A 13,637-nucleotide genomic window follows, 5' to 3' on the forward strand; every position below is an offset into this window, starting at 1 on the left:
AGTACATGACCGAGTGGGAACGCGGGAGCCAGCTTGCCGGACGGTACACCCTTCGTGAGGAACTCGGAAAGGGTGGGTTCGGCGTCGTCTGGTCGGCGAAGGATACCGAACGGAACCGACTCGTCGCGTTGAAACAGCCGAACTACGACGGGCGAGCACCCGACGACCTCGTCGACAAGTACTTCGAGCGTGAACGCGACGTCCTCGAGGACATCCGCAACGCCGGCGGTCATTCGAACATCATGGCCTACCACGGTCGGGAACGGGCGAGCGGGACGCCGTTCTTGGTGGTGGCGCTGATCGACGGCGACGAACTCGGGGAGATCGTGCGGGCCGAGGACCCGATCACCGATCCCGACGAGGTCCGTGAGATCGGTATCGGTATCTGTGATGCGATCTCGTTCTTGCACGATCACGATATCATCTACCGCGATCTGAAACCCGACAACATCATGATCGACGGCTCGAGGGAGCCGAAGATCATCGACTTCACCACGGCCAAGGGATTCGTTCCCGAACACGGTGCTCCCGAGTTTACGACCGAAGGCGAGGGAGAGTCGACCTCGGACGGTGATTCGACGGTTCCCGGTGAGTTCAAGCCGCCGGAGCTGAACCGCGGTTCCAAACAGCGTCAGGGACCGTGGAGCGACGTCTACTCGATCGGAAAGATTCTCTGTTATCTGCTCGTCGGCTGGGTTCCCGAAGATCACGGCGTCTCTCCGGCGGCGTTCGGCGTCGAGAGCGACGACTACGTCGACGAGATCGTCGAAACTGCGACCCAGCACGACCGGGCGGACCGATACCCGAACGCGTCGGTGTTGAAACGCGCCCTCGAGGACCGGGACGCGACGATGCCGGCGCAGGCGTCGATCGAATGGCTCGGCCGCGACACACAGTGGACGATCAGCCCGGGCGACACCATCGGCAGACGGACCGACGACGGCCCTCGCCCATCGCTACTGCTTTCGGACGACCGTCACAAGGCGCTGTCGGCAGTTCACTGTCGATTCGACGTGGACGACGACGGCAACTGGTACGTGGTCGACACCAGCCTCAACGGGACCTACATCAGCAAACACGACGAACGACAGTGGCGATTCCTGCTGTCAGAAGCGGGCCAGAAACGCCAGCAGCGGGCCGGCGAGTCGGTCCCCGACGACGTCGAAAGCCGGGCTCGCCTCGAGGTCGGCGACACTATCGCACTGGTCAGTCCGAGCTATCCCGAACGGTTCTACTTCCAGTTTGACAACCAGCACACCGACACCAATGGAACACGCTAGTACAGTCGACATCGGCGAGCGGAAGCGACGGAGTGGCGGCATCAACGAGGACAGTATCGCGACGGCGGTGCTCGAGAACCACCATCGGTCGGCGTGTCGACCGCTTGGCATCTTCGTCCTCGGTGACGGCGTCGGTGGTGAAACGAGCGGCGACGTCGCCTCGTTTCTGGCGACGACTGTGGTCCGGAAACGGTTGACGGAGACACTGCTTGGCTCCGGAACGGACCTCCTCGAGCGGTTCGATCTCGACGTCTACGGCGGAGAGCCGCCGACTGCTGACGAGAATCCCGCGTCGGCGCTGTCCCCCCGTCGTATCCGGGCAGCCATCCAGGACGCGGTCGACGACGCTCACCAGCACGTTCAGGAGTACGCCCGACGGATCGACGGACAGCCAGCGACGACGCTCGTCGTGGCCGTCTCCGTCGACGGACGACTCCACTACGGCTGGGTCGGGGACAGCCGACTCTACCTTGTCAACGAGCGCCACGAACGCATCCAGCAACTGACGACTGATCACGCGGTCACGAACGACCTGCTCGAGCAAGGCGAGATCGAAGACGAAGTCGGTGCACGCGTCCACGAGAGCGCCACGGCGATCACGAACGCCGTCGGCGGCTCTCCACACGGTAAGCCGACCGTCGACGTCGAGTTCGGCTCGACCGACATCTACCGGGAAGACATCGTGTTGCTGACCAGCGACGGGTTGATCGACGCCTATCCAGACATCGCGCCGCTCCGTGCCGAGTACGAACGCGTCGACGACACCGAAGCGGTCCGTGAAGAGATACTCGAGGCGCTGGTCACGGACGACGAGATCAGAGACATCGTCCTCGAGGCCGACGGCCTGCGGGAGGGCGTCGCGGATCTGATCGCGTTCGCCAACGACCGCGGCGGCAAAGACAACCTTTCGGTCACGCTCGCTCGAGATCCGACGGCCGACCCCTCACCCGAGGATATTTCCAAGCGGAGCGAAGCGATCGAATCCGACGGACTGATCGACCAGGAGACGGTGATCGAGACGCCAGGCTCCGACGACGGATACGAGAGCACTGACCGGAACGCCTCGGCGAAGAGTCTCGAGTCGGCCGCCGACGTCGTCTCGGCGACCGACACCGATCTGACCACCGCGTCGATCAAGATCGCGGGGACGGAGACGATCTACGAGATCGTCGACGGCGTCACGATCGGCCGGGACAACGAGGAAGCCGACGGCGCTGGCCCGAACATCTGTCTCGTCGTCGAGGACGACGCCGTCGAACGCCACCACACCCGGATCGAACGCGACGACGACGGCAACTGGTGGCTCCGCAACACGAGCGACGCAGGGACGTTCGTCGAAGACGACGGCGAGTGGGTCCACCTCCAGTCTGGGGCTGACGACGGAACGACATCTGACTCCCAGTTCGTTCGCGGAGGGCCGGAAGCGTACCGTCTTCAGGACGGCACGACGTTCACGCTCGAGGACCCCCGCGAGACGGATCCGATCGCGTTTAAATTCTTCAGTTCCGTCGGGTTGGCCCGGGATCGAATCGACGAGAGCGAGTCGGACGATGCGGGCCTGCTCGACCGGTTCCGATCGTAGCGGGTCGTCATTTTACAGGCTGTCAAGGTGAATTCCCCGAGGCAGTTCACGGTCTCGACGACAGACGATCGGCTGCTTTCTCGGTAGCTGGTTACGAACGAAAGGGCCTGCGACAAAAACTCACAGCCGACAGCCACAGAGCGGGCAGAAGGTGTAGGCCCCGTCCGAGGGAATCTCTTCTCCACAGTCCGGACACGTCCCCGTCGGATCGTCGCCTCCGTCGTACTGGTCGAAATCACCACCGAAGATGCGCGTGTCCGAGGCGAACTCTTCGGCCGACTCAACTGCTTCGGCCTCGGCCTGCCCGTGAGAGGTCGAGACGACTGCAGATTGAGTCGGACTCTCGCTGTCGTCGTCCGCCACAGCCGGTTCGTCGGCGACAGCGTGGCTCTCGTCTTCGCGCTTGCCGACGTCTGTGTCGCCGTCGGCGTCGGTTTCGGAACTGTCGGTCGAATCGGTATCTGTCTCTGCTGTGCCCTCCTCTGGGCGCGACTCGCGGTCGGACGGACTCGAGGGGACGACCGGTCCCTGTGGGCGTGCTCGTCTGCCGGTGGTCGACGACTCACTCGCGGGCGACTTCGCCTTCACCTTCTTTGCGTCGTTCGTCGACGACGCGTCTTTCGCGGTCGTCGTCTTCGGTCGCTCGTTCGCAGAGCCGGTTGTTCGGGAACGAACGCCGGCGCTTCGGGCCGATAGAACGACACCAGCGAGCCATCTGCCGGGTGCCGCGATCGAGCCCATCCGGTCCGCGCCGACGAACGCGATCCCGTACGCGATCGCGCTCAGGAGCGGGATTACGACGAGAAACGCCCGATCGAACGGCACGCCCGTCTCGGCGACTGCGGCGACCAGGAGATTGCTGATCGGTCCTTCGCCTACGATCGGGTGGTCGCTCGCGTAGACCACGACGACCGTAACTGCTGGCAGCCCCGTGACTACGCCGGCTAACGCGCCGACTCGAGTCCAGCCCCTGCGGAGCGATCCGATCGCGATCGTTCGAAACGCGAGCGCGTGGGCGGCGACCGCGACGATCACGAACGCCCACATCGGGAGCGAGAGCGTCTCCGTCGTCCACCCCACGTATCCGACGGGTGTGAGAATTCCGACTGCCGGGACGACCGTCATCACCAGCGGCCGAACGCCCTCGAACCGCGACGCGAGAACGCGACGATATCCCACCACTGCGAGTGCGCCGCCAGACGCGATCACGAGTCCGGTGACGACGGCGACGGCGACCTGTCCAGCCTCGAGAGTGACTTCGCTCGCCCCCGCGAGTGCGCCGATGGACTGGACCACGTTGTGTACAGCCGCAGCGAAGAGCAACACGACGACCGTCGCCAGTATCGCGACGGGCACGGCGATCACCTCGAGGACGGTGAGGACGCCGTGATCAGACACCGATCCATTCACCGGTTCCATACTATACTAATCGGTAAATATGACGTAAATAAGTAGCGGTCAGTTCAGCCACCGTAGTGACCTCCTCCTCGCCGTTCACGGCGAGGTTTCCCACGGCACTGCACCGCTGAGTTGGAATATTTGCTGGTTTACGACCTGTCGGCATGACAGGCCGATGGCGTTCACGAGAACGGTGTTCTCGTGCAGCCCATCAGAAATCAACGATTTCTGAGGACGGGGCCACACCGCCGTTACTCCTCTCTCGGCAGGGGACTCGGAGTTATCTTGACCGAGACATCACAGCAGTTCGAGAGGGTGTCTCGAACGTTCTAGGCCTTGGAGTCCCGATATTGTCCGATCGCTCTTGTGAAGGACATTGTTGGTGAGTCAGAGAACAGTTCGAACGATGTCTTTCAGGGCTTTTCGACCGGGTTTGCGTAGGATTTTCCGACGAAATTCGAAGAGTCTGAGATACGTGGTGAGTTTGTCCTTCGAGATACCTCGATGCGGCGAGAGCCACCGTCGCGCCAGCGACGCGTGGCTCTCGCACGTATTCACGTGTACATCTCCATCAACGTACTCTCCCTCGCCGTGAATAACCGCTTCTCGCTGGTACGTTTCGTCCGTCTCTAACGGGTCGTAGGCACGAAAGCCGTCGGTATAGACTGTCAGCGACTCCTCCTCGTGGGAATCGAGGAGGAGTCGCACAGCCGATTCGTCGGCGGATTTCGACGGGATGACGTATCGCTGATCGCTACCGCGATCAACGAGGACAAACACAGGTGGCTTGTCTTCGTCGTAGTTTCCTCTGCCACGTTTCGAGAGACCACGCGAGCGCGACTCCTGGTCGCGCTCGCGGCCTTTCTTTCCGGCAGAAACGTAGAACTCATCGATCTCGACGGGGCCAACGAGATCGAGCTGAGGCGCGTCGAGCGTTCTGGCGAAACGCTCGACGCGCCGGTGAAGCGATCGGTAGGAGACGTCAATTTCAGCGTCTAACTGGCGGATACTCGTGTTGAATCGGAGCAACGAGTAGAACGCGAACAACAGCTTGTCAAGGCCGATCTTCGCGTGCGCGAAGATCGTGCCGGTCTTGTCGTTGAACGTGCGTCCACAATTTTTACAGCGATACCGCTGATACTCTCGATAGCTGCCGTACTTGATCACCGATTCAGACTGGCAGCGCGGGCACTGGAGGCCCTCGCGCCAGCGAACCTGCTCCAGCAGGTTCGCGGCGCTCGCCTCTGAGCGAAACACTTCAACTGGGAACATAGTCGGGTGATGCTGACGCATCACCCTTGCCCGCTACGCTTTCACAGCGCCAGCTCTGTTCGACCAACAATCTGCTTCCGAAGAGCGTTGTCCGATTAGGTTGGCGGACGTACCGCCTCGGTGTCTGTCATACTATAATGCGATCCAACGTAACTATCCATCTTGCTGCTGAGCGTGGTTTGTGTCGGCGGTGTCGGATTCACGCCCGTCGTCAACGACGGGATTCTCTCTCTGTGTAGAAAAATAGACATCGAGGTTTGCCTGTAACCCGGCCGCAAGCTCTGACTTTCGTTGCAGTCGCTCGTAGGACACCGGCAACTGTTTCGATACCTCTCGAACTGCACCGTGGAACGTCTCCGCCTCCCCGTACTCTCCTTCGAAGGCGTTGCGAACGCTCTCGCGGACCTGCCAGACGCCGACCGGTGCCCAGTAGTCGTCCGACACTTCCCGCAAAACGAGACACTTCGCCTGGCGGCCGATCGACTCGAGGTGCTCTAACACCCCCAGCCGGGTGGCGTAGTAGGCACCCGCGGTCTCCTGGACGTAACTCGAGCGGCCCTCGTAGCCCTCGCTTGCGGCCTGGAGCCAGACGTCGTCTTCGGGGTTGGGGTTCCAGATGCTGCCGGGGGCTTTCATTTCGACGAGTTCGAACTCCCAGCTGCCTGGAGCGAGGATCACCCAGTAGCGATTGCCCATGTACTCGTTGGCCCAGACCTGAACCTCGTCGACGCTGGGCTCGTTTCGGATGCGACCCCGGAGGAACTGGCCGATCGTGTCGTCGACGGCGGTGATCGACCACCGCGTCGGGACGAGTCGGCGCTGTTCGGTCTCACCTAACGCGCCCGCCGAGAGGATCGAGTTGATATCGTAGACGTCGAACCCGCGCCGGTACAGGTACGTCATCGCACCCTGGGCCTGCCAGTCGTCGTCCTCGAGGGTCTTCTTGACGGGTCGCGGGACGTAGGGATTCTCCCGGAGTTCGGCGTTACGAGCGTTCGCACGGGGGCCTCGAGGCGTCGCGACGTCGGTCCCGGCGTCCAGTCCGAGATCGGGCGTGTCGTCGAGCCCGATCTCGAGGTCGACGGGGCGGTCGGCGATGGCGACTTCCCGCTGGACGCCGACGAAGCCGTCCCAGGTGTCGTGAACTGACGGCGTCAGCCGACTCGCGATCGACGGCGAGTCGACGTTCGCGCGCTTGTTCGAGTTCAGCAGTCTCGTCCGGCGCTGGAGGACATCGTCGATCGCATACCCCTGACGGTACCAGTCGCCGTCAGTGACGTACTCCTCGGCGTCGCCCTCGTCGCCGACGGGCGAGAGCAGGCCGACGGGGATGTCGGGATAGTTCGACCGTCCGACGAAGATAGAGGGCGAGGTCGAGCCGACGAGGGTGTCTCCGGAGAGGGCGTCGTCGAACCGGCGCTCGAACGCTTCTAGGTGGTCGGTGATCTCGTAGGATTTCTCCTTGGCCAGCTGTCGGCGTCTGGCCTCCTCGTCGGGCTCGAGATCCTCGATGTACTCGTCGAGGCGCATTCACCGGACGTTGGTGGGGCGTGGGTTTGAATCTTGAGCTTCCGTCGACCCCGACGAGTATGGTGGCTGTTACTTGTGGGTGGCCCGTGAAGAGGGCGTGTGGACGTCCTGCCCGTCGTCATCGGCATCCTCGCGCTGGGGATCGGAGCCCAGATAGTCGCAAAGCGGCTTCGGGTTCCGAGCGTCCTCTTTCTGATCGTCATCGGCGTCCTCGTCGGTCCGGAAGGACTCGGCTTCGTAACGATCGATACCTTCGGCGACGGCCTCGAGACGGTCGTCGGCCTCAGCGTCGCGATCATCATCTTCGATGGGGCCTTTCACCTCCGGCGCGAGAAACTCGAGCGAGCACCGAAGGCAGTCCGCAGGCTGACGACGATCGGCGCGGGAATCGCCTTCGTCGGCACGGCGGCCGCAGCCTGGCTCTTTCTTGGCACCGACTGGGAGATCGCGTTGCTTATCGCCTCGCTGCTGATCGCGACCGGACCGACGGTAATCACGCCGATCCTCGACGTCGTCACGGTCCGAGAGCACGTCGAGGCGGCACTCGAAGCCGAAGGAATCATCAACGACGTCACCGCGGCGGTGCTCGCGATCGTTATCTTCGAGGCCGTCGTCGTCGGGGACGCCCCGGAACTGATTCCGACCGGGTTCCTGCAGCGGCTCGCTGCCGGGGTCGGCATCGGCGTCGTCGTCGCCGCTATCGTCTGGTTACTGCTGGTCAAGGTCCGGCCGCCGGCCGGCGATGCGCCGCAGATGGCGCGGCTCACCACGTTGACTGGCGCGCTCGTTTCCTTCGGACTCGCCGAGTCGGTGTTTCCCGAAACCGGCGTCGCTGCCGCCGCGACGACCGGGATCGTGCTCGGGAACCTCGATCTTCCCCACCGTGAGGAGATCCTCTCGTTCAACCGCGACCTGACGCTCGTGGTGCTCGCGTTCGTGTTCATCTCGCTGGCGGCGCTGATCGACTTCGACTCGCTGTTCGGTCTCGGGACGGGCGGTATCGCGGTCGTCGTGGCTGTCACACTGTTTATCCGCCCACTTCTAGTAGCGCTGTCGGCGACCGACCGTCAGTTCAGTCGTGACGAACGCTTCTTCCTGTCGTTCGTCGGCCCTCGCGGGATCATTCCGGCCTCGGTGGCGACGCTGTTTGCCTTGCAACTCGAGGCTGCAGGGCAGTTCGAAGCCGCTCGGACGCTCGCGGGGACGGTCTTTCTCGTTATCTTTCTGACTGTGATTCTGCAGGCGGGCTTTGCCCGCCAGATCGCAGAGTACCTCGAGGTGATACCCATGCCAGCGATCATCGTCGGCGGCGGTCGGATCGGTCGGGCGCTCGCCATGCGACTGGAGAAACGGGGCGAAAACGTCGTGCTCGTCGACGAAGAGGAAGAAGTCGTCGAACGACTTCGACAGGATGGCTACACTGCGGTCGTCGGTGACGGCACGAGCCCAGACACGTTACGCGATGCAGATGTCGGGCGGGCGCGGATCGTCGTGGCGACGACCGCCGACGACGACGCCAACCTATTGATCTCGCAACTAGCACGGACGACTTTCGACGTGGAGACGGTTGTCGCTCGGGTGAACGATCCCGGCAACGTCGACGCATTCGAGACGCTCGGTGTCCGGGCGATCGACGTCGCGAGCGCGACCGCGTGGTCGATCGACAACGAGATCGAACGACCCGCGCTCGCCCACTGGATGACGGAACTCGGCGAGGGCCACGATGCCCAGGAGATCACGGTCACTGCGACGGGGCTCGTCGGTTCGACGATCGCGGAATTGGATGCGGAGATTCCGGACGGCGTCATCGTCGCAGTTATCGCCCGCGACGGTGAAACCTACGTTCCCGAAGCCGACACGGCTCTCGAGGACGGTGATAAGGTGACGTTTATCGGCCGTGACGACGCCGTCAGAGAAGCAGTACGTCGGTTCCACCCCCACGACTGAGACCCACTCCTACGAACGGGTGGACGCCGTGAGGCGTCCACGTCGGTTCGCATGTCAGAGGCACGGCCCCGCCGGCGTTCGGGCACTCCATCGAACTGGACCGTCGGGCCGCACGAGTCCGTTCCACGGTCGGAATAAAATACGTACAAGCGCGTTTTCCGAACGAGAAAACGCCGACGCCTGCCCCAATCGCTCCTAGACCCCTCGAGACCCCACGTTGTGCGTTCCTCTTCTGTCCGGTCTCGTCGTGTCGCACTCGAGACGGATTGTCCCGGCTTCGTCGACCGCGGAAGCCGACGAAAGACAACCGTTAAAAACGGCGGGCGGGAAGGGGTGGGTATGAGTACGACGAACGACCGAGGGACCGGATCCTGCGTCTCTTGTGGGATCAACGTCGCGGGTACGAACGCCGCGTCGTTCAAGTGTCCCGACTGTGGCCAGCAGATTTTCCGCTGTGCCAAGTGTCGCAAGCAGAGCAACCTCTACGAGTGTCCCGACTGCGGGTTCACCGGTCCCTGATACACAACCATGGGAAAAGTAGCTGCCAAAATCAAGGTCATGCCGAACAGCCCCGAAATCGACCTCGACGCGCTCCAAGAGCGCCTCGAGACTGCCCTCCCCGAGGGTGCAAAGATCAACGGCGTCGAACGCGAGGAAGTCGCGTTCGGGCTCACTGCACTCTACCCGACCGTGATCGTTCCTGACGGCGCAGGCGGCACGGAGACGGTCGAAGAGAACTTCGCCGACGTCGACGGCGTCGAGAGCGTCGACGTCGACAACGTCGGCCGCATCTAAAAGAGAGCCAGCGCGGGTCCCCGCTCTACAGAGATACAGCGAGAGTACCTCGGCGCTCGACCCCGAGTACTTCACCGAGAGTGAGTTGCGGACACTCGGCTCCGTCCCTTTTATGAATTGAGGCGCTAAACCACGGAAAGGCTCGGCGCTCGACCCCGAGGCGGTTCACTGTTTTTGCCGTCCCCGTCTCTGCCAACGAACGTCTCGGTTTTCACCACCCAGCAAGCCGGCCTCCGAGTCGATCTTGATGCTCGATTCTGACCGTCCTGTCGCTACCAATACCCCGAAGTGTTCAAGAACGTCGGCTCGAGACCCCTCGAGTATGCGACTCGAGGACTACTGGGGCGTCGGTCCGAAGACGCAGGAGACGCTGGTCGCGGACCTGGGCGAGGAACGCGCGATCCAGGCGATCGAGAACGGCGACGTTCGGGCGCTGACGGGTGCCGGGCTCTCTCGCGGTCGAGCGACGAGCATCCTCCGGCGTGCGACGGGTGGTGACGGGATGGAACTGCTGGCGACGAGAGACGCCCGCACGGCGTACAAGGACCTGCTCGAGATTGCGAGCGAACACGCTGTCACCCGGCGTGCTGCGGATCGCATCCGCGTCCTCACGCCGCGCTCGAGCCGCGAGGCGATGACGGAGCGACTCGACGACGTACTCGCGACACGAGACGCCTGGGACGGTCTCGCAGACGACGAGCGCGAAGCCGTCCTCGCGGCCTACGACCGCTACGACGACCGGGAGGAAAGCGAGCGGGCCGCCGTCGAGACCGCGCTCGCGCTCCTCGAGTCAGCCGTCGACGCCGGCCCGTTCGCAGCGATCGCCGCGCTCGAGTCCGATCGACTCGCGGCCGCCGCCGAGGCGCTCGCGGCGCTCGAGGAAGGCAGCGACGGCGTCCGCGTCCGAGCGGGTGCCGACGAAGAACTCGATCGACTCCGGGCGACGCTCGGTGCAATCGAGGATGTCAACGCCAACGCCCTCGAGGTGATCGAACAGCTCCGGTCGGCCGGCGTCCGCGACGTCGCGGAGTTTCGGGAGTCGTTCGCGGACTACCTCGTCGGCGAGACAGACGTGACCGTCGACCGGGTACGAGCGGCGATGCCGGGTGATGCCGTCGACGCGACAGACTTCGTTCGGGAGACGCTGCGGGCGCTCCGGGACGACCTCGCGGAGGCGATCGGCGAACGCGAGCGAGCCGTTGCACGCGAATACCGGGGCACACTCGCGGAGAACCGTGACGCCGTCGATCAGGCCGTCGACGCCGTCGACGACGTCGCGTTGCAACTGTCACTCGCGCGCTTTGCTCTCGAGTACGACTGTACCCGCCCGACGTTCGTCGAGAGCGACGACGTCGCGGTCTCGGTCGTCGACGCACGAAACCTTACTCTCGCAGCCCGCGACGACGAGTCGGTCCAGCCGGTCACCTACGCGCTCGGCGAGCACGACGTGAGCCTGGCTCCCGGGACGGGAGACGATCCCGGGAGAGAACGCGTCGCGGTCCTCACCGGAGCCAACAGCGGCGGGAAGACGACACTACTCGAGACGCTGTGTCAGGTCGTCTTGCTCGCCTCGATGGGGCTTCCCGTTCCCGCCGAGCGGGCCGAAGTGATGCCAGTCGACTCGCTGGTCTTCCACCGTCGACACGCGAGTTTCAACGCTGGCGTCCTCGAGTCGACGCTGCAGTCGATCGTGCCGCCGCTGTCTTCGGGCGGCCGAACCCTGATGTTGGTCGACGAATTCGAGGCGATCACCGAACCGGGAAGCGCGGCGGATCTGTTGCACGGACTGGTGAACCTGACCGTCGACCGCGACGCGATGGGCGTGTTCGTCACCCACCTCGCGGACGACCTGGAGCCGCTACCGCCCGATGCCCGGGTCGACGGCATCTTCGCCGAAGGGTTGAACCCGGACCTCGAGTTGCGCGTCGACTACCAGCCTCGATTCGGCACTGTCGGTCGGTCGACGCCGGAGTTCATCGTCTCGCGTCTGGTCGCAAACGCGAGCGACGGCCAGGAACGGGCCGGCTTCGAGACGCTGGGCGAGGCGGTCGGCTCCGAGGTCGTCCAGCGGACGCTCGCTGACGCCCACTGGTGCGACGACGGCGACTGATCACGGTCGCTTACCGATCGCCGTTTCTGTCGGCAGGCCAGTAGTCCGGCGGCGGTTCGTACGCTTCGGTTCCGTAGGTGTAGGCCATTCCGTCCCGCTCTTCGCAGACGCGTGCCTCGAGGTAGGCCTGTGCCGCACGTCTCGAGAGTGCACCCATGTCGACGATATCACCCAGGGCGGTCTTGATCGCACGAAACCAGACGCGAACCGCACGGTCGTCGCGGTCGGCCCTGACAATCGCCCCGCGGCCACCGTCGCGTCCGTTGCCCCACTCGAGCCAGCAGACGCGGTAGGCCTCGACGGCGTACTCGCTGTCGGGGACGACGAGATACAGCGCCTCGTAGGTGCGGGGATCGAGGTAGTCGGCGAGCAAGCGATCGCGTGCGATCGAGTCTACGAGTAGGTCGCCGTCGACGCTGCCGTCTGCAAGCGGGGTATCGGCGTCGATTTCGTCGACGAGCGCGAGGTCGTCGCCGCCCCAGTGACTGTACCGAAGGTCGTAGAGGTGGTCGGGTCGCCGATAGGCGACGAGCGCTCTATGCCCCATCCGTCTCTCCGTACCGAAACTGCCTCCTGACTGTCACACGCCGACGGCAAGCGAGAGGTCTGTCGTCGGACATCGACGGCATTGGTCGCGTGCCCGTACTTGAACCTGTGGGCCCGGGTCGGTCACAACGACGAAAACCCCGGCCGGCCTAGACACTCTCGAAAACGAATGGGAACTGCATACGATGCCATCGTCTTCGACAACGACGGCGTGTTGACGACGCCGACGGATTACGACGTCCTGATCGACGCGGTTCACGATGCCTTCGTGAGCGTCGGCGTCCCGGAACCGCCAACCGACCACGTCGAGACACTCATCAGCCCCGACGTCCCGACGCTTCGGCGGGTCGCAAACGAGCACGGTCTCGAGCCCAACGAGCTATGGAACGCTCGCGAACGCGCGGCGATCGACGCTCAACTCGAGGAGATGCGCGCCGGCCGGAAGCGACCGTACGACGACGTCGCGGCCCTCGTAGCGCTCGAGACGCCGACGGCGATCGTCAGCAACAACCAGCACCGAACGATCGAGAACGTCCTCGAAGAGTTCGAGTTGACCGAATACGGGTTCGATATCTGGTACGGTCGCGAGCCGACGGTCCGTGGTATCGAGCGCAAGAAGCCGACGCCGTACTACCTCGAGTCGGCGATCGAGGAACTGGGTGCGTCGAATCCGCTGTACGTCGGCGACAGCCAGGTCGACGTGCTGGCGGCCGACAACGCCGGAGTCGACTCGGCGTTTATTCGTCGTGACCATCGCCTCGATTACGAGTTGTCGGTCGAACCGGAGTACGAAATCGAGTCGCTCTCGGTGCTGCCAAACCTCGTCTAGTGGCGGGCCACGCCTGAACTGATGGGTCGAATCTGGCGGTGTGGCTCGATTCGACCCGTCAGTCGACGGTTGGGACGGTACTAGTGCTTTGGCAAGCCTGAACGGATGAGTGAAACCGAATGCGGTCGTCTGGGTTCACTCAGCAGTCGACGCTTGGCGGAGTACTAGGTTTCGACGGCGGGCCGTCGCTTTGCCCGTGTCCTGATCGCCTCGTTCGTCTTCTGTCCTTACACTCGAGTCGCTCTCGGTCGAACAGCAATGCGGAGTGTGCCGGACGAAGCAGGCGAAAACGTGACTGTCGTGACTCATACGGTTTGCTGTCAGACCGTTCCGGCGCGACCGCAGGAG

Annotated in this window: 11 protein-coding genes; 7 read left to right on the plus strand and 4 right to left on the minus strand. The window is 63.7% G+C overall.

All coding sequences use genetic code 11. From position 1 onward, the window contains the following. The first annotated feature begins 5 nt into the window (after nucleotides 1-5). Entirely contained in the window at nucleotides 6-1,280 is a 1,275-nt protein-coding gene (locus tag NATGR_RS10230) for a protein kinase domain-containing protein (protein ID WP_005577418.1), read from the plus strand. Continuing rightward, nucleotides 1,267-2,862 carry a protein phosphatase 2C domain-containing protein gene (locus NATGR_RS10235; RefSeq protein WP_005577416.1) on the plus strand — a complete coding sequence of 532 codons (1,596 nt, stop codon included), beginning with the start codon at nucleotides 1,267-1,269 and terminating at the stop codon, nucleotides 2,860-2,862. Before NATGR_RS10230 ends, NATGR_RS10235 begins: the two co-directional genes overlap by 14 nt. 120 nt (nucleotides 2,863-2,982) lie before the next feature. Here NATGR_RS10235 and NATGR_RS10240 read toward each other — a convergent pair whose 3' ends face one another. From NATGR_RS10240 to nreA, 3 genes are all read right to left on the minus strand, one after another. Further along, nucleotides 2,983-4,281 (minus strand): hypothetical protein, encoded by a 1,299-nt coding sequence (locus NATGR_RS10240; protein WP_005577415.1) that lies wholly within the window; start codon nucleotides 4,279-4,281, stop codon nucleotides 2,983-2,985. Nucleotides 4,282-4,647: 366 nt separating this feature from the next. Next, the gene (locus tag NATGR_RS10245; protein WP_015233176.1) at nucleotides 4,648-5,532 is read right to left on the minus strand and encodes an IS1595-like element ISNagr10 family transposase; all 885 of its coding nucleotides are present in this window, start codon (nucleotides 5,530-5,532) and stop codon (nucleotides 4,648-4,650) included. A gap of 153 nt (nucleotides 5,533-5,685) precedes the next feature. Further along, on the minus strand, nucleotides 5,686-7,062 hold the full coding sequence (gene nreA, locus NATGR_RS10250) for a DNA repair protein NreA (RefSeq protein WP_005575613.1): 1,377 nt from the start codon (nucleotides 7,060-7,062) through the stop codon (nucleotides 5,686-5,688). Nucleotides 7,063-7,161: 99 nt separating this feature from the next. Between nreA and NATGR_RS10255 the strand changes: the two genes are divergently transcribed. The 4 genes from NATGR_RS10255 (at nucleotide 7,162) to NATGR_RS10270 (ending at nucleotide 11,914) form a co-directional block, all read left to right on the plus strand. Further along, nucleotides 7,162-9,009 carry a cation:proton antiporter domain-containing protein gene (locus tag NATGR_RS10255; RefSeq protein WP_005575615.1) on the plus strand — a complete coding sequence of 616 codons (1,848 nt, stop codon included), beginning with the start codon at nucleotides 7,162-7,164 and terminating at the stop codon, nucleotides 9,007-9,009. 339 nt (nucleotides 9,010-9,348) lie between these two features. Then, nucleotides 9,349-9,528: an HVO_2753 family zinc finger protein gene (locus NATGR_RS10260; RefSeq protein ID WP_005575616.1), complete on the plus strand. Its 180-nt coding sequence runs from the start codon at nucleotides 9,349-9,351 to the stop codon at nucleotides 9,526-9,528. 9 nt (nucleotides 9,529-9,537) lie between these two features. Further along, a complete protein-coding gene (locus NATGR_RS10265; RefSeq protein ID WP_005575617.1) occupies nucleotides 9,538-9,804 on the plus strand; it encodes an elongation factor 1-beta in 267 nt (88 codons plus the stop codon). Between the two features lie 322 nt (nucleotides 9,805-10,126). Continuing rightward, complete coding sequence (locus NATGR_RS10270; protein ID WP_005575618.1) at nucleotides 10,127-11,914, plus strand: MutS-related protein; 1,788 nt, start codon at nucleotides 10,127-10,129, stop codon at nucleotides 11,912-11,914. A gap of 10 nt (nucleotides 11,915-11,924) precedes the next feature. Here the strand turns inward: NATGR_RS10270 and NATGR_RS10275 are convergent, their stop codons facing one another. Continuing rightward, complete coding sequence (locus NATGR_RS10275; protein WP_005575619.1) at nucleotides 11,925-12,461, minus strand: DUF6735 family protein; 537 nt, start codon at nucleotides 12,459-12,461, stop codon at nucleotides 11,925-11,927. Between the two features lie 168 nt (nucleotides 12,462-12,629). Between NATGR_RS10275 and NATGR_RS10280 the strand changes: the two genes are divergently transcribed. After that, on the plus strand, nucleotides 12,630-13,289 hold the full coding sequence (locus tag NATGR_RS10280; protein ID WP_005575620.1) for an HAD family hydrolase: 660 nt from the start codon (nucleotides 12,630-12,632) through the stop codon (nucleotides 13,287-13,289). Nucleotides 13,290-13,637 lie beyond the last annotated feature (348 nt).

It is taken from the genome of Natronobacterium gregoryi SP2 (assembly GCF_000230715.2).
In the GTDB taxonomy this organism is placed as follows: domain Archaea; phylum Halobacteriota; class Halobacteria; order Halobacteriales; family Natrialbaceae; genus Natronobacterium; species Natronobacterium gregoryi.

Bases quoted from the DNA above. Each gene is read 5' to 3' on its own strand.
- NATGR_RS10230 (WP_005577418.1), top strand. From the start codon at position 6: ATGACCGAGTGGGAACGCGGGAGCCAGCTTGCCGGACGGTACACCCTT.
- NATGR_RS10235 (WP_005577416.1), top strand. From the start codon at position 1,267: ATGGAACACGCTAGTACAGTCGACATCGGCGAGCGGAAGCGACGGAGT.
- NATGR_RS10240 (WP_005577415.1), bottom strand. From the start codon at position 4,281: ATGGAACCGGTGAATGGATCGGTGTCTGATCACGGCGTCCTCACCGTC.
- NATGR_RS10245 (WP_015233176.1), bottom strand. From the start codon at position 5,532: ATGTTCCCAGTTGAAGTGTTTCGCTCAGAGGCGAGCGCCGCGAACCTG.
- nreA (WP_005575613.1), bottom strand. From the start codon at position 7,062: ATGCGCCTCGACGAGTACATCGAGGATCTCGAGCCCGACGAGGAGGCC.
- NATGR_RS10260 (WP_005575616.1), top strand. From the start codon at position 9,349: ATGAGTACGACGAACGACCGAGGGACCGGATCCTGCGTCTCTTGTGGG.
- NATGR_RS10265 (WP_005575617.1), top strand. From the start codon at position 9,538: ATGGGAAAAGTAGCTGCCAAAATCAAGGTCATGCCGAACAGCCCCGAA.
- NATGR_RS10270 (WP_005575618.1), top strand. From the start codon at position 10,127: ATGCGACTCGAGGACTACTGGGGCGTCGGTCCGAAGACGCAGGAGACG.
- NATGR_RS10275 (WP_005575619.1), bottom strand. From the start codon at position 12,461: ATGGGGCATAGAGCGCTCGTCGCCTATCGGCGACCCGACCACCTCTAC.
- NATGR_RS10280 (WP_005575620.1), top strand. From the start codon at position 12,630: ATGGGAACTGCATACGATGCCATCGTCTTCGACAACGACGGCGTGTTG.